An 18343-nucleotide genomic window follows, 5' to 3' on the forward strand; every position below is an offset into this window, starting at 1 on the left:
AGCGGAGTGGCGGCATGAGCTGGATTGCAGGTGTGGAGGGTTCGGCGTACGGGGTGACCAACCTGCCGTACGGGGTGTTCCGGCACGGCGACCGCGAGCCGCGGATCGGCGTACGCATCGGTGACTTCGTGCTGGATCTGGCCGGCGCGGAGGCAGCCGGGCTGGTGCTGGCCGCCGGGGCGCTCGGCCGTCCTACGCTCAACGACTTCATGGCGCTCGGCCGCCCGCAGTGGACCGCTGTCCGGCAGCGGATCACTGAGCTGCTCACCGACGCCGGGCACCGCGCGGCGGTGGAGCCGCTGCTGGTGCCGCTGCGCGAGGTGGAGTTGCTGCTGCCGTTCGAGGTGGCCGACTACGTCGACTTCTACTCGTCCGAGCACCACGCGGGCAACGTCGGGCAGATCTTCCGGCCGGGCCAGCCGCCGCTGCTGCCCAACTGGAAGCACGTGCCGATCGGCTACCACGGCCGGGCCGGCACGGTGGTGGTCTCCGGAACGCCGGTGGTCCGCCCCGCCGGGCAGCGGGCCACCGCGCAGGGCCCGACCACCGGTGCCTCCGTACGGCTGGACATCGAGGCCGAGGTCGGCTTCGTGGTCGGCGTGCCGAGCCGGCTCGGCGACCGGGTGTCCGTGGCGGACTTCGCCGACCACGTCTTCGGCGTGGTGCTGGTCAACGACTGGTCCGCCCGGGATATCCAGGCCTGGGAATACCAGCCCCTCGGCCCGTTCCTGGGCAAGTCCTTCGCGACCTCCGTCTCGGCCTGGGTCACCCCGCTGGACGCGCTGGCCGACGCCTTCGTGGCCGCGCCCGACCAGGATCCGCCGGTGCAGGACTACCTGCGGGACAGCCCGCACCTCGGGCTGGACCTGGACCTGGCCGTGGAGTGGAACGGCGAACGGGTCACCGAGCCGCCCTTCGCCACCATGTACTGGACACCCGCCCAGCAACTCGCCCACCTCACCGTCAACGGCGCGTCGCTGCGTACCGGTGACCTCTACGCCTCCGGCACGGTGTCCGGCCCCGAGCGCGGCCAGGTCGGCTCGTTCCTGGAGCTGACCTGGGGCGGGGCCGAGCCGGTCAAGTTCGCCGACGGGGGCACCCGGACCTTCCTGGAGGACGGCGACACCGTCATCGTCACCGCCACCGCCCCCGGCCGGGGCGGCACCACCATCGCCCTCGGCGAGGTCACCGGGACCATCCTCCCGGCCCGCTGACCCGGCCACGGAGCCTTCCGGCCCGCTGACCTGGCCTCCCGTACCGCCGGCCCGGTCGCACCCGTTGTGTGATCGGGGTCCTGCGCATCCGCGTTGATCGTGCCGGGTCCGCCGCGGCTGGCGGGGACCCCGGCCGGCGGCGCGGCACGGTGCCGCTGGCTGTCGTGGGGAACGTCCCAGGGGACAAGGAGGCACCGAGCATGACCGATCTCGCGGGCGCCGTCTGGCGTACCAGCAGCCGCTCGAACGACCAGGGGTTGTGCGTCGAGGTGGCGGACAATCTGGCCCGGACCGTCGGCGTGGTCGCGGTACGCGACTCCAAGGACCCGGCCGGCCCGGTGCTGGCCGTGACGGCACCCGGCTGGACCGCCTTCGTCGAGGCGGTCCGGCGCGGGCGGTTCCGGGTCTGACCGGCTGCGGGACGGGCCGGACGAAGCTCGCGATCCCCGCCGAAGCGGTCAGCGGCGGCGGGAAATCCGCCGCGGGGGTCCCGCCGCGACCTCACTCCCCGTACCGTGGACGACACGGGAGGTGTCATGTCGACGGTCGCGGTCACCCAGCTCATCGAGGCGCCCGCCATCGCTCTCTGGCAGCTGCTGGTCGACCTGCCGGCCCGCGCCGACTGGCTCTCCACGGTCGGCGCGGTCGAGCTGCTCACCCCGGGTCACCTCGCTGCCGGTACCAGCTGGCAGGAGATTCGTACCCGGCCGGACGGAGGCGCCCAGGCGGAGGAGTTCGTCGTGGTCGAGGCCGTCCCGCTCCGGCGGCTGGTGCTCAGCTCGCCCGGCATCGGCGTGGACTACCGGATCACCTGGACGCTGCGTACGGTCCGGCGGCGCCGCCGGGCCTGCACCGCCGTCACCGTCCGGCAGGAGGCGCGGCCCACCGCCCGGTCCGGTCGGGTCCTTGCCCTGATCTTCGGCGGTCTGGCGGTCCGCGCGGTCGAGGGCGCGTTCCGGCGTGACCTCGCCGACCTCGCCCGCGCCGCCCGGTCCGCGGCTCCCGCGGTGGCGGCCTGAGCCCGGCGCGACGAACCATCCCAGGCCCAGCTCACCGGGCCGATCGCGCCGGCCGCGGCCGGCCCGACCTCACAGTGTTTCCCTTGGTTGCCGTGGGTAGGGTGCCGCACGGAGGTGCGGCATGGGGTTCCCGAAGAGGCGACGGGTGGTGGCGGCCGTGGTCGCGGCGCTGCTCGGCGTCGGGGCCGTCGTGGTCGTCGGGTACCGGGTGCTCGCCCCGGCCGAGGTCCAGACGGTCGCCCGGGCCGGTTACCCGTCGGCGGTCACCCCGGCCGTCGGGGTGGTGGGCCGGCTGCCGGCGGCGCCGCTGATCGTGGACGACCGGCTCCGCGTCTACGCGGCCGCCCGCCAGGTGTACGCCGACCAGCCGGCGGACCGACGGCACCGCGTCTCCCCGTACTGGTCGTACCGGCGTTGGCCGGCGCGGCTCAGCGGGGTGGTGGCCGACGGGACCACAGTGGTCAGCCGCTGGTCCGACGGGAAGCTGGTGGCCCTCGACGCGCGGACCGGGCGGGTCGCCTGGCGGGCCGACGGGCCGGAACCGGGCGTGCAGCCGAAACCCCGTCGCACCCACGCCACGACGGTCTGGGACCCGTCCGGGCTCTCCGTCGCCCGCATCCCGACCGGCCGGACCGTGCTGGTCGTGGCCGGCGTCGGGGAACTCGGCGGGTACGACCTGGTCGACGGCCACCGGCTGTGGCGGGCTGACCAGGAGCGGGGCTGCCTGGGCGCGGCGGGCACGACCGCCGCGGGTGAGGTGCTCGGACTGGCGGCCTGCGACGGGCCGGAGACGGTCGAGTTCCGGGACGCCGCCACCGGCGCGGTCCGCACCCGCTGGCGGCCGCCGGACGCCCCCGACAGGTTCGTGCTGACGCCGATCGGCTGCCGGGAGGGCCGTTCCGGCTGCCAGGGGCTGCGCATCTCCGGTGGCGAGGGCAACGGCCGGGGCTGGCTGGTGGGCACCGGTGCCCCGGTGGCCGCGCCGGGCCTCGACGGGGTGGACACCGCGCTCGACGGCGAGCGGGCCGTCGGCACCTCGGCGGGCGTGGTGACCGGCAGGTCCGCGCGTACCGGCGCGGAGTTGTGGCGGCGGGCCGACCTCGGCCCGGTACGGCTCATCGCGGCTGAGCCGGGCCGGGTGCACCTGCTGACCGAGGGGCGGGACCTGGTGACTCTCGACCCGGCCACCGGCGCGGAGCGGTCCCGCATCGCCCTGACCATCGGCCACGACGGGATCGGCTGGCAGCCCGGCCGGGCGTACGCCACGGGCGGCTACGTGGCGGTGGAGCGGGTCCGCGAGCGGGCCGTCCCGGAAGACGACGACCAGGCGTACTTCCTGGTGGCCGAGCCGGTGCTGCTCGCCGTCACCTGACACCCCGCGCACGCTGCGTGGCGGGTGTAAGGAAGGGCCCCTTGTTAACGCATGGCGTTGTACAAGGGGCCCTTCCTTACACCTCAGCTGAGGGCGGACTCGGCGACCGCGAGGAAGGCGTCGTTCTCGGCCGGAGTGCCGATGGTGACCCGGACCCCGTCACCGGCGAACGGCCGGACGATCACGCCACGCGCCTCGCACGCCTTGCCGAACTCGACGGCCCGCTCGCCCAGCGGCAGCCAGACGAAGTTGGCCTGGCTGGCCGGCACGTCCGGGACCAGCTTGCGCAGCGCCTCGGTGACCCGGTCCCGCTCGGCAACGACCAGCGCGCAGCGCCGCTCGACCTCGTCGGCCTGGGCCAGCGCGGCCAGCGCGCCGGCCTGGGCGGCCATGCTGGTGGAGAACGGCGTGACGACCTTGCGCACGGCGGCGGCGACGGCTGGCGCCGCGGCGAGCCAGCCGACCCGCAGGCCGGCCAGCCCCCACGCCTTGGAGAGGGTGCGCAGCACCGCCACGTTCGGCCGGTCCAGGTAGCCGAGCGCGTCCGGCACCTCGGGGTCGGTGACGAACTCCCGGTACGCCTCGTCGATCACCACGAGCACGTCGTCCGGGACCGCGTCGAGGAAGCGGTCCAGTTCCGCCTTGCGGACCGCGGTGCCGGTCGGGTTGTTCGGGTTGCAGACCAGGATCATCCGGGTCCGGTCGGTCACCGCCGCCGCCATCGAGGCCAGGTCGTGGCCGTGGCCGGCGTCGTTCGGCACCCGCACGCTGGTCGCGCCGCTGGTCGCCGCGATGATCGGGTACGCCTCGAACGACCGCCACGAGTAGAGCAGTTCGTCGCCGGGGAGGCAGGTGGCCCGGACCAGGTGCTCGGCCAGCGCCACGGAACCGCAGCCGGTGGCGATCCGGTCGGCTGCCACGCCGTACCGCTCGGCGAGCGCCTGGCGCAGCGCCACCACGCCCATGTCCGGGTAGCGGTGCGAGCCGGCCACCGCCTCGGCGACCGCCTCCACCACGCCCGGCAGCGGGCCGTAGGGGACCTCGTTGCTGGCCAGCTTGATCGCCTCGGCCAGGCCCAGCTCGCGGGCCAGGTCGGCGGGGCTGCGTCCCGGGACGTAGTTGGGCAGCGCGTCCAGGTCGGCGCGGGTCAGCCGCAGCGGAGGCTGGTGACGTCCGGTGTCGGTCATTCGGTGTCTCCCGGGGGGTTGGCGCGGTCGCGCGGGGTGGTACGGGGGTCGGGCCTGGTGCGGGGCAACTGGACCACCACGGTCTGCGCCCGCTTGTCGTGCAGCGCCTGGCGCAACGGCTGGTCGAGAAGTGCGGAGACCACGTCGACGAACTGGAGCAGCAGCCCGAGGCCGCAGCAGAACCAGAGCAGGGTGGGCAGGCCGAGGGTGCTCCACCGCCGGGTGGCGCGGCCGAAGCCGAGCGGCGCGTCGGCCTCGACCGGCAGCGCGCGGATGCCCACCAGCCGCTTGCCGAAGGTCTGCCCGCGGGCGGCCATCGAGGGCACCTCGTACGCGAACCAGAGCGCGGTGGCGATCAGCAGGACGGTGACCAGCAGGCTGCCGAACTGCTCACCGGCGGCCGGCAGCGGCTCCGGGTTCCGGAAGTCCCCCGCGTTCACCCGGCGCACGTACTCGTTCCACGGTGCGGCGAACTCGCCGAGGAGGCGCCAGACGAACCAGCCGTTCACCACCACGTTGAGCAGCAACACCAGGGCGAAGTCGATCACCCGGGCGACCAGCCGGGCGCCGTACGAGGCGAGCGGCAGCCCGTGCGGGCGCGGCAGGGGCTGCTGCCCCGGCCAGGTCGGGTACGGCCAGCCCGGCGGCGGCCCCTGCGGGTGTCCCGGTCCGAGCGGGTGCCCCGGCCACGGCCCGCCAGCCGGGGCACCGGCGCTCGGCCCGCCCGGCTGCCCCGGCCGCGGTCTGGCGGCCGGCTGCCCCGGTTGTTCCTGCTGCGACCCGTGCACGGCGGCCGCCGGCACGTCGGCGGGAACCGGCTCGGGTGGCGGGGGACCCTCGGGCGGGGTGGCGTCGACGGGTATCGGTGCCCCGACCCAGCCGTCGCCGTCCCAGTACCGTCGGGTGTCGGGATCGGCGGGGTCGACGTACCAGCCGGGTTGCACGCTCACGGCCGTGCCTCGCTGCGCTCGCTCACGGTGCAACCTTAACGACGACGGTTCCGGCGAACCTGTCGTGCAGGCACTGCTGCCAGGGCTTGTCCCAGAGCTGCCACAACCCGTCGACGTAGTGGAGGAAGGGCACCAGCGCGCCGGCGCCGAACTCGATCAGCCAGCGCCGGCCCAGCACGCCCCGGGTCAGGGGCGTGGCCGGGTCGAGCGGCACGATCCGGAGCTTCATCACCTTCTTGCCGAGCGTCTGGCCGGTCCGGCGGGCGTACTCGACGTGGTAGAGCCAGTAGAAGACGAGCATCACCACCACCAGCCCGGCCTCGGCGAGCAGCAAAGGCACGAAGAACTCGGTCATCATCGTCGCCGGATCGGGCTGGGGCACCGTGCCGTCCGGGTTCACCGCCATCATCTCGCTGAACATCCGGAACCAGAGCCAGATGAAGACCGGGAAGAACAGCACCATGCCGAGCAGGGTCGCGATCGCGATGTCGATCAGCCAGGCGAGGAGCCGGTCGGCGAAACTGGCGAGCGGCTGACCGTTCGGGGCCAGCGGCGGCGGCACGAAACCCGGGTACGGCGAATGGGCCGGCGGGGGAGCGCCCGGTGGTCCGGCGTACGCCGGCGGGGCGTACTGCGCGGGCGGGGCGTACGGCGGTCCGGAGGGGGGAGCGAAGCCGCCGCCCGCGGGTGGGGGCCCGGCGGGCGGCGGAAACGCGTTCGGGGGCGGCTGGGTCACGCGGACAGTGTTACAGGTTGCCGCGCTTTTCCTGCTCCCGCTCGATCGCCTCGAACAGGGCCTTGAAGTTGCCCTTGCCGAAGCCGAGGGAGCCGTGCCGCTCGATCAACTCGAAGAAGACGGTCGGGCGGTCCTGCACCGGCTTGGTGAAGATCTGGAGCAGGTAGCCGTCCTCGTCCCGGTCGACCAGGATCTTGCGGTCCTTCAGTTCCTCGATCGGCACCCGCACCTGGCCGATCCGGGCGCGCAGCTCCGGGTCGTCGTAGTACGAGTCCGGGGTGTCCAGGAACTCGACACCGGCCGCCCGCATCGCGTCGACGCTGCCCAGGATGTCGTTGGTGGCCACGGCGATGTGCTGGGCGCCCGCACCCTGGTAGAACTCCAGGTACTCGTCGATCTGCGACTTCTTGCGGGCGATGGCCGGCTCGTTGAGCGGGAACTTGACCTTGCGGGTGCCGTTCGCGACCACCTTGCTCATCAGGGCGGAGTAGTCGGTGGCGATGTCGTCACCGATGAACTCGGCCATGTTGCTGAAGCCCATGACCCGCTTGTAGAACTCGACCCAGTCGTCCATCTTGCCGAGCTCCACGTTGCCGACGATGTGGTCGACGGCCTGGAAGAAGCGCTTCGGCTGGACGCCAGCGGCGATCATCGGCTGCCGGTCCACGATCGGGCCGCGGGCCACGAAGCCGGGCAGGAATGGGCCGGTGTAGCGGGACCGGTCGACGAGGCTGTGCCGGGTGTCGCCGTACGCGGCGATGGCCGCCATCCGGACGGTGCCGTGCTCGTCGGTGACGTCGTGCGGCTCGACCAGGCCGGTCGCGCCCTGCGCGGTGGCGTGCGCGTACGCGGCGTCCACGTCCGGCACCTCCAGCGCGATGTCGGAGACGCCGTCGCTGTGCTTCGTCACGTGCTCGGCGCCGTCGGCGTCCGGACGGACCGCGCCGGTCAGCACGAACCGGGCCGAGCCGCTGGTCAGCACGTACTGGGCGTGGTCCCGGTAGCCCTGCTCCGGGCCCCGGTACGCCACGCAGGTCATGCCGAACGCGGTGGAGTAGTAGTGGGCGGCCTGCTTGGCGTTGCCCACCAGGAAGTGCACGTGGTCGAGACCCTTGACCGGGAACGGGTCCCGGGTGATGTCGTGGTCGACGGCGCCGACGAGGGCGTCGACGTCGACCTCGTCGGTCGAGTCGGGTCGGTCGATCGCCTGGGTCATGGTGGCCTCCCTTGCGTACCGGCCGGCCTCGTGGGCCGCCGTTGGGTTGCTGATGTGGCGAGGATCGCTGCGCCGCCGCCGGTTGGGCAACAGTTGGCAAAATCGCTGGTCAGGTTGCGCATTCGGTAAGGTGGAACCTCATGAACGCTGGTCAGGATGTGCAGCTCGACGGGCTGGATGCGCGACTGCTCACGTTGCTCGCCGAGGAGCCGCGGATCGGAGTGCTGGAGTGCTCCCGCCGGCTCGGGGTGGCCCGGGGCACCGTCCAGGCCCGGCTCGACAAGCTGGTCGACCGGGGGGTGATCGGCGGCTTCGGCCCGGACATCTCGCCGACCGCGATCGGCTTCGGGGTGACCAGCTTCGTGACCCTGGAGATCAGCCAGCGGCACGGCCACGACCCGGTCACCGCGCACCTGGCCGCCATTCCCGAGGTGCTGGAGGCGCACACCATCACCGGCTCCAGCGACCTGCTCTGCCGGATCGTGGCCCGCTCGAACACCGATCTCCAGCGGGTGATCGACCAGATCGTCGCCTTCGAGGGAATCCGGCGGGCGTCCACCATCATCGCGCTCGCCGAGCAGATCCCGTACCGCACGATGCCGCTGGTCCGCTCCGCGGCCCAGCGGTAAGGAAGGGCCCCTTGTCAACGCCTGCGGCAGAGGAAGGGCCCCCTTTAACACCTCTCGGCCGGCAAGAAGCGGCCCGACACGCCTACGCGAGTACGCGGGCGGCCGGTGATCGTCGCTACCGTGTGCGGTGTGAAGGGCCTTGGCGTACGCGGCGGACTGCTGCTGGGGCTCATCGTCGTGGTCGTACTCGCCGCCACCGGCGTGTGGAACCCGTTCCCCGGGATGTGGGAATGGATCGACCGCAGCGAGCCGATCTCCGAGCCGGACGTGGTCTGGCAGCAGCGGATCGGCGGTACGCCGAAGAGCGTCACCATCGCCGGTGACACGGTGATCGTCGAGCAGCGTACCCGGGTCGAGGCGCGCAGCCTGACCACCGGCACCCAGCTCTGGGAGCGCAAGGCGGACTGGGCGGCCGTCGCCGGCGGCGACCGGGATCCGGTCGTCGCCGTGGGCAAGCTCCTGGTCAAGGGGTACGAGTTGCTCGACCCGACCACGGGCGCGGTTCGCCGTCGCGACGACGCGGCGGTGGCGGTCTGGACATATCGCAACCTGCTGCTCGACGCGCACTGCGGGCAGGCGACGGACTGCACGCTCAGCGCCTGGGAGCCGCGCGGAACGAAGCCGCTGTGGACCGCGTTCCTGCCCGGCGTGCACACCGGGGTGCTCGCCGACAACCCGGGACTGCTCGGCACCCGGCGGCTGAGCGCGACGCGTATCGACGGCGAGGTGGCCGGGCCGGAGGCGGTTCCGCCGCTGCTCGGCTTCCCGGTGGACGGGCGGGTGCACGTGGTGGACACCGCCACCGGACGGGTGCTGCAGAACGTCGAGCCCGGCCGCGACGAGCGGCTGGCGGTGGTCGGCGGGCGGCTGCTGCGGATCTCCGCCACCTCCCGGGACGGCGGCTGCTACTTCGCCATCTCCGGAGTCGACCCGGCCACGGGGCGGGAGGTGTGGCGGCGGGCCGGGGTGAACCTGCGGACCGCGGACTACGCCGGCTGCGTGCAGCGGGACGACCCGCTGGGCGCCCGGAACGTGCTGATCGGGGTCGCCCCCGACGGCCGCGAGGCGGTGATCGACGGGTACGACGGCCGGCTGCTCCAAGTCGGCGCGGAAGGGCAGAAGCTGCTCGCCGTCGACGACCGGTACGCGCTGGTGCGCAGCGCCGACAAGCGCTCCATCCTGGGGCGGGAGCTGTCGGTCGACCGCGACCGGTGGTCCCGGCCGGCCGGCGAGAAGAACGGCGGAGCGCTCACCCCGTACGCGGCGGTGATCGCCGAGGACAAGCCGTCCCGGCTGATCGCGGTCGAGCCACGCACCGGTCGGGAACTGGCGGCGCTGCGGACCTCGGCGAACGCCCTGGCGGTCGGCCCGTACGGCATGATCATCGGGGAGGGGCGGGAGATCGGGTACGTCCGCTGGGGCGTCGACGGCTCGGGCGCGCCGCCGCCAGCGGAGGGGGGAGCGCCCGGGGCGAATCCCGGCGGCGGACACCCGCCTCCGTCCGGCCAGGGAAGCTGCGGACCGAAGCGGGAACTCTGCGCCGACGGCGGGTGAGAGCGTCGTCCCAGGACGCCCCCGTCGGGTGTCACCGATCGACGCCTCTGCCCTAGGCTCTTTCGTCATGAGCAGTGCCGCCGCGTTCTCGTACGCTCCCTTGCTGCCGACCGGTCCTGACCAGACCGAATACCGCCTGGTCACCGACGAGGGCGTCGACGTCGTCAACGGCCCGGGTGGCCGTCGGTTCCTCACCGTCGAGGCTTCCGCGCTGACCGCGCTGACCGCCGAGGCGATGCACGACATCGCCCACTTCCTGCGCCCGGCGCACCTGGCCCAGCTCCGGTCGATCATCGACGATCCGGCGGCCTCGCCGAACGACCGGTTCGTCGCGCTCGACCTGCTGCGTAACGCCAACATCGCCGCCGGCGGCGTGCTGCCGATGTGTCAGGACACCGGCACCGCGATCGTGATGGGCAAGCGCGGCCGGCACGTGCTGACCGACGGCGCCGACGCGGAGGCGATCTCGCGCGGCGTCTACCAGGCGTACACCCGGCTGAACCTGCGCTACTCGCAGCTCGCCCCGCTGACCATGTGGGACGAGCGGAACACCGGCAGCAACCTGCCCGCCCAGGTGGAGCTCTACGCCGAGGACCCGGACGGGCACCCGGACGCGTACAAGTTCCTCTTCATGGCCAAGGGCGGCGGCTCGGCCAACAAGTCGTACCTCTACCAGGAGACCAAGGCGCTGCTGAACCCGACGCGGATGATGCAGTTCCTGGAGGAGAAGCTGCGGCTGATCGGCACCGCCGCCTGCCCGCCCTACCACCTGGCCATCGTCATCGGCGGCACCTCCGCCGAGTACGCCCTGAAGACCGCCAAGTACGCCTCGGCGAAGTACCTCGACGCGCTTCCGACGCAGGGCTCGATGAGCGCGCACGGCTTCCGTGACCTGGAGCTGGAGGCCGAGGTGCTGGAGTTGACCCGCAACTTCGGCATCGGCGCGCAGTTCGGCGGCCGCTACTTCTGCCACGACGTACGGGTGGTCCGGCTGCCCCGGCACGGCGCCTCCTGCCCGGTGGCGATCGCCGTCTCCTGCTCTGCCGACCGGCAGGCGGTCGCCAAGATCACCCCGTCGGGCGTGTGGCTGGAGCGACTGGAGACCGACCCGGCGCGCTACCTGCCCGACGTCACCGACGCCCAGCTGGACAGCTCCGAGGTGGTCCGGGTCGACCTCAACCGGCCGATGGACGAGATCCGCGCCGAGCTGTCGAAGTACCCGGTGAAGACCCGACTCTCGCTGACCGGCCCCCTCGTCGTGGCCCGGGACATCGCGCACGCCAAGATCGCCGAGCGGCTGGACGCGGGCGAGCCGATGCCGCAGTACCTGCGCGACCACGCCGTCTACTACGCCGGTCCGGCGAAGACCCCGGAGGGCTACGCCTCCGGCTCGTTCGGCCCTACCACGGCCGGCCGGATGGACGCGTACGTGGAGAAGTTCCAGGCGGCCGGCGGCTCGATGGTGATGCTGGCCAAGGGCAACCGCTCCGCCCAGGTCACCCGCTCCTGCCAGCAGCACGGCGGCTTCTACCTCGGCTCCATCGGCGGCCCCGCCGCCCGGCTCGCCCAGGACTGCATCAAGCACGTCGAGGTGCTCGAATACCCCGAGCTGGGCATGGAGGCCGTCTGGAAGATCGAGGTGGAGGACTTTCCCGCCTTCATCGTCGTCGACGACAAGGGCGACGACTTCTTCGCCGAGGTCACCAAGCCGGTGCTGACCGTCGGCCGCCGCTGACCGGTGACGGCGGACCGGCCGGGGCTCGTCCCCGCGGCCGGTCCGCCGCTCGGTCGTAGGTCCGCGCCAGTCGTCAGGCGGCCCTGGCGACGAGGAAGGACCCGGTGAAGGTCTCCGACACGACTCCGTCGCCGGTCCGGGTGTAGACCGTGATCCGGTGGGGCCCTGCGGTCGTCGGGGTGTACGTCACCGACGCCGAGCCGTCCACGCCCGCCGCGACGGTCTCCGTCGGACGGCTGTCGAACGAGTAGACGTATTCGGTCACGTCGGCCATCCCTGGCCCGAAGACGAACGTGCCGGGGGTGCCGGCGGGCGCGCCCGTCTTGCCGATCGGGTATTCGATCGAGGTGACCGTCGGCTTGCTGGCGAGGTAGAAGCGGTACGAGCCCTCCCCAGACAGCACGCCGTCGGCCGTGCGGCTGCGGACATACACGTCGTTGTTGCCCGGCTTCGTCGGGGTGACCGTGATCGTGGAGGTGCCGTCGGCCGCCGCTGCGGCAATCTGCTCCGGCCCGTCGTTGAGCCGGTACGCGTACTCGACCACGTTCTCCATGCGGGGTGAGAAGGTCAGGGTGCGCGCTTCGCCGTACCCGGCCGTCGGATTGCCGTCACTGACCGTTGGGCTGGTGTCGCGTACCCGGAACACGTAGCGGGTGACCGGCGATCGGTTGCCCGTCGCGTCCACCGCCTCGACATCGAGGATGTTCGGGCCGTCCTTGCCCGGCGTGATGGTCACGGTCGCCGAGCCGCCCGGCGCGTCGGCGGCCACGTAGGTCGGAAGCGCCCCCATGAGCGAGTACCGGAAACCCACGCTGTCGATGCCGTCGTTGGCGGCAAAGGTGAACTCGCCTGCGATGCCCGGGCCGCCGTACCACCCATCGTCATCGGGATAGTCCGTGGAGCTGACGGTCGGCTGCGCTGGGGCCTTCGTGTCGACGGTGAACCGGCACTCCGGCGACCAGTCGGAGCTGGCGTGCTGGTCGGCGGCCTTGACCGCGAAGGCGTACGTGCCGTCGTCGACCATCAGCCCGGCCGGCACCGAGTACGAGAAGCGGGCTGGTGCGGACTTCGAGTAGGAGGTCCACTCGGTCCGCTCCGCCGGACGATCGACCGGCCACCAGGCGAAGGTGGTGGTCACCAGGTCGTTCGCGTAGCCGTCCACCTTGTCCGGGTCGGTCACCTCGGCCGAGAGGATCGGCGTGGTGGTGCCGATCAGCAGCCCGTCGGCGCAGGCCAGCTCGTCGACGGTGAGCTTGCCCGGCATGTTCGGCGCGGCGTTGGCGTTCAGCGACATGCGAGGCTGCTCGATCCGCCGGCCGTAGTGCTTGGCATTCTCGTGGTCCCCGGCGATCCGGGCCATCAGGGTGAGCGAATCCCGCCCCTCGTCGACCGCCCGCTGCACCGCCTCGGTGACCAGCAGCTCCAGGTAGCCGGCCGGGCAGGGCGTGGCAGTGGCGCCGAGGTCACCGATCTTCTCGTGCGTTGCTGGGGCGTCCGCCCAGGTCGGCGCGGCCTCGGGGGTGTCCGTACGCCACAGCTCCACCTCGCGCGGCTTCGTGCAGTCGTCGACCCATGCCTCGCCGGTCTGGAGCCCGGCGCTGATGACCTCCTTGCCCAGGTAGGGGGTGAGGTCGAAGGTGAAGTAGGACCGCGAGGTGTGCTTTGCGCCGTCGGCCTCCCAGGTGCCGAGCGGCAGGCTTTCACCGGCGGCGACCGGGAATGCCAGCGTCGGCTGGCGGGCGTCGGTGTAGCTGGTGCTCGTCGGCACGACCCAGCGGGTCCCACCGGCGGCGGCTGGCTTGCCCGTGATGGCCAGAGCGCCCGTGGTGGTGAGAAGGGCCGCGAGGCCGGTGCTGAGGAACCGGCGCGGTACGCGCCGAGTGCGTGCGGTGGGCACGCCGGTGGAAGCCCCGTTGACATCCAATGTGACAGCCTCCGAAGGGAGCACAGGTATTTACATGATCTTAAGTAGATGAGTGACCGGTGCGCTCGTGACTTTCGGGGCGATCGGCGGTGACCCTCCGGGTCAGCTCCGGGAGGGGACGTCTCGCCGTTTCCGCCGGTGGCGCGGCCGTTGACGTCGGTGTGCCCGTCGGAGGGACTCGCGGCGGGCACACCGCCCCCGTCAGCTGCCGTCACCGACAGCCCGGACGAGTTTCTGGCTTATCGCTGTCGATCCGCTATCAGATCGCTATCGCCTGGCCGGGGCGGTCTGTCACCAGGGCGCTACGCTGCTGGAAGTTGCAGGAAGGCGTGCGGTGGAGCAAATGCGGTTCGGGATCCTGGGATCCCTGCGGGTGGGCGCTGGCGAAACCACCGTCACCGCAGGTCGGGACCGTATCGTGCTGGCCATGCTGCTGCTGCGCGCCGGTCGCGTGGTGCCCGTCGAGGAGTTGATCGACGCGGTCTGGGAGGAGCGCCCGCCAGCCACCGCCCGAACCCAGCTCCAGATCTGTGTGTCGCGATTGCGACAGCGCCTCGCCGCACTCGGACTGTCCCCGGAGAGCATCGTCCGGGATCCGGTCGGCTACGGCATCCGGGTCGAGCCGGACGAACTGGACGTCGACGTATTCGCCCGCGAGGTCGACGCCGGCCGGGCCGCGGCCGCCACCGGGCAGCCCACCGAGGCGCGCCGGCACTACCGCGTGGCGCTCGCGCTCTGGCGCGGTCCCGCCCTGAGCGGCATCACCAGCCGGAGCGTACGCCGGCGGGCGCAGGCCCTCGACGAGCAGCGACTCGCGACGCTCGAGGATTGCGTCGACCTTGAGCTGCGGCTGCGCCAGGCAGCCGATCTGATCGACGAGCTGACCGAGAGCGTGGAACGGAACCCGCTGCGGGAGCGGCTACGCGGTCAGCTCATGCTCGCCCTGTCCTTGGTCGGCCGGCAGGCCGACGCGCTCACCGTCTACCGCGAGGGCCGCCAGATCTACGCCGAGGAGCTGGGCATCGAGCCCGGCGCGGCGTTGCGGGAGCTGCATCAGCGGATCCTGGCCGGAGACGCGACGGCAACCGATCCGGAGCGGCCCCGGCTCGTCGTACCGGTCCGGTCGCTGCCCCGGGCGATCAGCGACTTCACCGGCCGGCAGGAGACGGTGGCGCGGCTGGTCAAGGAGATCGACGAGGATCGCGCCCACGTCCACCTCATCGACGGGATGGCGGGCAGCGGCAAGACCACACTCGCCGTACACGTGGCGACCGCCCTCGCCGGCCGGTTCCCGGACGCCCAGCTCTTCATCGACCTGCACGGGCACAGCGAGCGGGAACCGCTCACCCCGGCGGCGGCGGTGGCCGTGCTGCTCCGTCGGCTGGGGATGCCGCCGGAGCGGATCCCGCTCGACCTGGGCGACCGGCTGGCGGTGTGGCGTACCGAACTGGCCACCCGGCGCGCCCTGGTGGTGCTCGACAACGCCGCCGGTGCCGCACAGGTGATGCCGCTGCTGCCCAACGGTCCCGACAACCTGGTCCTGATCACCAGCCGGCGCCGGCTGGTCGGGCTGGACGCCGGTCGGCCGTCCTCGCTGCCGTTGCTGGACCCCGACGAATCGGTCGAACTGCTCGGCCGGATCGCCGGCCCCCACCGGGTCGCCGTCGAGCCGGAGGCCGCCGCCGAGGTGGTCCGCCGCTGCGGCCACCTGCCACTGGCGATCCGGCTGGCCGGTGCCCGGCTGGCCCACCGTCCACGCTGGCGGATCGCCGACCTGGCGTGCCGGCTGACCGCCGGGCGGGACCCGCTGGCCGAGCTGACGGCCGGTGAGCGCTCCGTCGGCCAGGCCTTCGCCCTGTCGTACGCCCAGGTGTCGCGGCCGGCGCGGCGGCTGTTTCGGATGCTCGGGCTGCATCCCGGAGGCCGGTTCGACAACGGTTTGGCCGCGGCGTTGGCCGAGCTGTCCCTGGCGGAGGTGCAGGAGCTGCTCGACGAACTGGTGGACGCGCACCTGGCCGAGGAGACCGAGCCGGCCCGCTACCGGCTGCACGACCTGCTGCGCGAGTACGCCCGGCGGCTGGTCGATGAGCCCGAACGGACCGCGGCACGGCGCGGGGCCGTCGAGCGGCTGCTCGAGCACCATGTGCAGGTGGCGACCTCGATCGCCCGGTCCATCGAGCCGGACGCCAGCCGCGACAGCCTGTTCCGCCTGGCCTCGCCGGCGCGTCCCGATCTGCTGCAGGCTGGCGAGAGTCAGGGGCGTGCCTGGTTCGACGAGAACAGGCCGGCACTCGTCGCGCTGGTCCGTCTTGCCGAGGCCGAGGGCTTCCTCCCGTACTGCTGGCAGTTGGCCCGCGCTATCTGGTGGCCGAACTTCGACGGCGGGCATCTCGACGAGCTGACCGAGATCCACACCATCGCCCTGCGCGCCGCCGAGAGCCAGGGCGACGACCTGGCCGCCGTGGTGACCATGAACTACCTCGCCTCGGCGCATCACCGGCTGGCGCGATTCGCCGAGGCGATCCGCCTGATGGAGGCCGTCGCCGAACGGCACCGTCGGTTCGGCCCCCGGCCCGAGCGGAGGCGAAACCTGTGCAACCTGGCTGTCACCTACATCGGTGGTGACGAGTACCGCCGCGCCATGGAGTGCGTCGAGGCCGCGATGCGGTTGACCGAACACTCAGGCGAGCCCTCGACCGTCACACCGGAGCTGTTCAACAACATGTCGGTCGCCCTGCTCAGCCTGGGCCGCTACGACGAGGCACTGCGGGCAGCGCGTATCCATCTCCTGCTGGCCCGACAGCAGCGCGACCTGAGGCAACTGGTGAACGCGACCGGCCACCTCGGGATGATCCGTCACCGGATGGGCCATCGCGAGCCCGCCCGTCGCCTGCTGCGCGTGGCACTCCAGCTGAAGCGCACGTCGGGCAACCGCTTTGGCGAGGGTGAGCTGCTGAACGAGATCGGGGTGATGGAGCGGGAGGCCGGCCGCCCGGAGCACGCGGCGGCCCTGCACCGGGCGGCGCTCGGCGCGATGACCGACGCCGGGGACCGGATCGGCCAGTGTGCCTCGCGGAACCTGCTCGCGCGGGCGTTGCTCGACCATGGGGACGTGCCCAGCGCTCTGGACCTGCACCGCCGGGTGCTTCAGGACGCCAGCCGGCTCGGGCTGCGCTACGAGCAGGCCCGGGCGCTCGACGGGCTGGCCCGTTGCCTGCGCGGCACCGACCCGCGCCAGGCCCGCACATACGCCGGCCGGGCGCTGCCCCTGTTCCGCCAGGTCGAGTCCCCGGACCAGCGGGCGACCGAGAAGCTGTTGGCCGGGCTGGGCTGAGCGATCATCTGCGCGCCGGCGTCCAGCGCGGCAGGATGGTACGCGTGACGACTCCAGAGGCGACCGGTTACCGGATCGAACACGACTCGATGGGCGAGGTGGAGGTACCCGCCGAGGCGTTGTGGCGGGCGCAGACCCAGCGCGCGGTGCAGAACTTCCCGATCTCCGGGCGCAGCATCGAACCGGCCCAGATCAAGGCGCTGGCGCAGATCAAGGGGGCCGCCGCACAGGTCAACGCCGAGCTCGGGGTGATCGGGACGGACGTGGGGGAGGCGATCGCCACCGCCGCCGCGCACGTCGCCGACGGCGGGTACGACGACCAGTTCCCGGTCGACGTTTTCCAGACCGGCTCCGGAACGTCGTCCAACATGAACGCCAACGAGGTGATCGCCACGCTGGCCGGCCGGGAGCTGGGCCGCGACGTGCACCCCAACGACGACGTCAACGCCTCGCAGTCCAGCAACGACGTCTTCCCGACGTCGATCCACCTGGCCGCCACCCAGTTCGTGGTCGAGGATCTGATGCCTTCACTGAAGCATCTGGCCGGCGCACTGGAGGAGAAGGCGGCCGAGTTCGAGACCGTGGTCAAGGCGGGGCGGACCCACCTGATGGACGCCACGCCGGTCACCCTGGGCCAGGAGTTCGGCGGGTACGCCGCCCAGGTCCGCTATGGCGTGGAGCGGCTGGAGGCGGTGCTGCCCCGGCTGGCCGAGCTGCCGCTGGGCGGCACGGCCGTGGGCACCGGCATCAACACCCCGTTGGGCTTCGCCGGCAAGGTGATCGAGAAGCTGCGCGCCTCGACCGGCCTGCCGTTGGCCGAGGCGCGCAACCACTTCGAGGCGCAGGGCGCCCGGGACGCGCTGGTGGAGACCTCCGGCCAGCTCCGCACGATCGCCGTCGGGCTGTACAAGATGGCCAACGACATCCGCTGGATGGGTTCCGGCCCGCGCGCCGGGCTGCGGGAGCTGCGGATCCCCGATCTTCAGCCGGGCTCGTCGATCATGCCGGGCAAGGTGAACCCGGTGGTCGCCGAGGCGATGCGGCAGGTCTGCGCGCAGGTGATCGGCAACGACGCCACGGTGGCGTTCGCCGGGTCGCAGGGCGACTTCGAGCTGAACGTGATGCTCCCGGTGATGGGCCGCAACCTGCTGGAGTCGATCAAGCTGCTCGCCGCATCGAGCCGGCTCTTCGCCGACCGCCTGGTGGTCGGCCTGGTCGCGGACGCCGAGGTCTGCCTGGCGTACGCGGAGGGCTCGCCGTCGATCGTCACCCCGCTCAACCGTCACCTCGGGTACGACGAGGCCGCCTCGATCGCCAAGGAGGCGCTGGCGAAGCAGGTCTCCATCCGCGAGGTGGTGCTCTCCCGGGGGCACGTCGCATCGGGCAAGCTCAGCGAGGCCCAGCTCGACGAGGCCCTGGACCTGCTCCGGATGACCCATCCCTGACCCGGGTCACGCCGTGCCCGCCGTCGCA

At 72.4% G+C, this 18343-nt stretch carries 14 protein-coding genes; 9 read left to right on the top strand and 5 right to left on the bottom strand.

Going from position 1 to position 18343, the window contains the following annotated elements; all coding sequences use genetic code 11:
• The first annotated feature begins 14 nt into the window (after nt 1–14).
• The 4 genes from fahA to ACIRG9_RS25985 all read left to right on the top strand — a co-directional run bounded on the left by fahA (nt 15) and on the right by ACIRG9_RS25985 (nt 3605).
• The gene (fahA, locus tag ACIRG9_RS25970) at nt 15–1214 is read left to right on the top strand and encodes a fumarylacetoacetase (RefSeq protein ID WP_402861008.1); all 1200 of its coding nucleotides are present in this window, start codon (nt 15–17) and stop codon (nt 1212–1214) included.
• Between the two features lie 200 nt (nt 1215–1414).
• Nucleotides 1415–1624 (top strand): DUF397 domain-containing protein, encoded by a 210-nt coding sequence (locus tag ACIRG9_RS25975; RefSeq protein ID WP_402861011.1) that lies wholly within the window; start codon nt 1415–1417, stop codon nt 1622–1624.
• Nucleotides 1625–1750: 126 nt separating this feature from the next.
• Entirely contained in the window at nt 1751–2233 is a 483-nt protein-coding gene (locus tag ACIRG9_RS25980; protein ID WP_402861014.1) for an SRPBCC family protein, read from the top strand.
• A gap of 121 nt (nt 2234–2354) precedes the next feature.
• Nucleotides 2355–3605, top strand: coding sequence for a PQQ-binding-like beta-propeller repeat protein (locus tag ACIRG9_RS25985; protein ID WP_402861017.1), 1251 nt, complete (start codon nt 2355–2357; stop codon nt 3603–3605).
• Between the two features lie 83 nt (nt 3606–3688).
• Here the strand turns inward: ACIRG9_RS25985 and hisC are convergent, their stop codons facing one another.
• From hisC to hppD, 4 genes are read right to left on the bottom strand one after another with little or no spacing between them, the layout of a single operon-like run.
• Nucleotides 3689–4792 carry a histidinol-phosphate transaminase gene (hisC, locus tag ACIRG9_RS25990; RefSeq protein WP_402861020.1) on the bottom strand — a complete coding sequence of 368 codons (1104 nt, stop codon included), beginning with the start codon at nt 4790–4792 and terminating at the stop codon, nt 3689–3691.
• Entirely contained in the window at nt 4789–5742 is a 954-nt protein-coding gene (locus ACIRG9_RS25995; RefSeq protein ID WP_402861023.1) for an RDD family protein, read from the bottom strand. Before ACIRG9_RS25995 ends, hisC begins: the two co-directional genes overlap by 4 nt.
• A 22-nt stretch (nt 5743–5764) precedes the next feature.
• Nucleotides 5765–6478 carry an RDD family protein gene (locus ACIRG9_RS26000; protein WP_402861026.1) on the bottom strand — a complete coding sequence of 238 codons (714 nt, stop codon included), beginning with the start codon at nt 6476–6478 and terminating at the stop codon, nt 5765–5767.
• A 10-nt stretch (nt 6479–6488) separates the two neighbouring features.
• Nucleotides 6489–7694, bottom strand: coding sequence for a 4-hydroxyphenylpyruvate dioxygenase (gene hppD / locus ACIRG9_RS26005; protein WP_402861029.1), 1206 nt, complete (start codon nt 7692–7694; stop codon nt 6489–6491).
• 140 nt (nt 7695–7834) lie between these two features.
• On the opposite strand from hppD, the gene ACIRG9_RS26010 reads away from it, so the two are divergent.
• The 3 genes from ACIRG9_RS26010 (at nt 7835) to ACIRG9_RS26020 (ending at nt 11612) form a co-directional block, all read left to right on the top strand.
• Nucleotides 7835–8323 (top strand): Lrp/AsnC family transcriptional regulator, encoded by a 489-nt coding sequence (locus tag ACIRG9_RS26010; RefSeq protein ID WP_402861032.1) that lies wholly within the window; start codon nt 7835–7837, stop codon nt 8321–8323.
• Between the two features lie 171 nt (nt 8324–8494).
• The gene (locus ACIRG9_RS26015) at nt 8495–9877 is read left to right on the top strand and encodes a PQQ-binding-like beta-propeller repeat protein (protein ID WP_402861130.1); all 1383 of its coding nucleotides are present in this window, start codon (nt 8495–8497) and stop codon (nt 9875–9877) included.
• Between the two features lie 67 nt (nt 9878–9944).
• Entirely contained in the window at nt 9945–11612 is a 1668-nt protein-coding gene (locus tag ACIRG9_RS26020; protein ID WP_402861035.1) for a fumarate hydratase, read from the top strand.
• Nucleotides 11613–11685: 73 nt separating this feature from the next.
• Here the strand turns inward: ACIRG9_RS26020 and ACIRG9_RS26025 are convergent, their stop codons facing one another.
• Nucleotides 11686–13380 carry a DNRLRE domain-containing protein gene (locus tag ACIRG9_RS26025; protein ID WP_402861038.1) on the bottom strand — a complete coding sequence of 565 codons (1695 nt, stop codon included), beginning with the start codon at nt 13378–13380 and terminating at the stop codon, nt 11686–11688.
• A 499-nt stretch (nt 13381–13879) separates the two neighbouring features.
• Between ACIRG9_RS26025 and ACIRG9_RS26030 the strand changes: the two genes are divergently transcribed.
• Together ACIRG9_RS26030 and ACIRG9_RS26035 are read left to right on the top strand one after the other, a co-directional pair.
• Nucleotides 13880–16870, top strand: a complete 2991-nt coding sequence (locus ACIRG9_RS26030; protein ID WP_402861041.1) for a BTAD domain-containing putative transcriptional regulator — start codon at nt 13880–13882, stop codon at nt 16868–16870.
• A 35-nt stretch (nt 16871–16905) separates the two neighbouring features.
• Nucleotides 16906–18315, top strand: a complete 1410-nt coding sequence (locus tag ACIRG9_RS26035) for a class II fumarate hydratase (RefSeq protein ID WP_402861044.1) — start codon at nt 16906–16908, stop codon at nt 18313–18315.
• Nucleotides 18316–18343 lie beyond the last annotated feature (28 nt).

Origin of the sequence: Micromonospora sp. NPDC093277 (assembly GCF_044765245.1) — a bacterium.
Taxonomy (GTDB): domain Bacteria; phylum Actinomycetota; class Actinomycetes; order Mycobacteriales; family Micromonosporaceae; genus Micromonospora.

Coding starts and splice junctions, on each gene's coding strand:
- fahA (WP_402861008.1), top strand. CDS start 15: ATGAGCTGGATTGCAGGTGTGGAGGGTTCGGCGTACGGGGTGACCAAC.
- ACIRG9_RS25975 (WP_402861011.1), top strand. CDS start 1,415: ATGACCGATCTCGCGGGCGCCGTCTGGCGTACCAGCAGCCGCTCGAAC.
- ACIRG9_RS25980 (WP_402861014.1), top strand. CDS start 1,751: ATGTCGACGGTCGCGGTCACCCAGCTCATCGAGGCGCCCGCCATCGCT.
- ACIRG9_RS25985 (WP_402861017.1), top strand. CDS start 2,355: ATGGGGTTCCCGAAGAGGCGACGGGTGGTGGCGGCCGTGGTCGCGGCG.
- hisC (WP_402861020.1), bottom strand. CDS start 4,792: ATGACCGACACCGGACGTCACCAGCCTCCGCTGCGGCTGACCCGCGCC.
- hppD (WP_402861029.1), bottom strand. CDS start 7,694: ATGACCCAGGCGATCGACCGACCCGACTCGACCGACGAGGTCGACGTC.
- ACIRG9_RS26010 (WP_402861032.1), top strand. CDS start 7,835: ATGAACGCTGGTCAGGATGTGCAGCTCGACGGGCTGGATGCGCGACTG.
- ACIRG9_RS26020 (WP_402861035.1), top strand. CDS start 9,945: ATGAGCAGTGCCGCCGCGTTCTCGTACGCTCCCTTGCTGCCGACCGGT.
- ACIRG9_RS26030 (WP_402861041.1), top strand. CDS start 13,880: ATGCGGTTCGGGATCCTGGGATCCCTGCGGGTGGGCGCTGGCGAAACC.
- ACIRG9_RS26035 (WP_402861044.1), top strand. CDS start 16,906: ATGGTACGCGTGACGACTCCAGAGGCGACCGGTTACCGGATCGAACAC.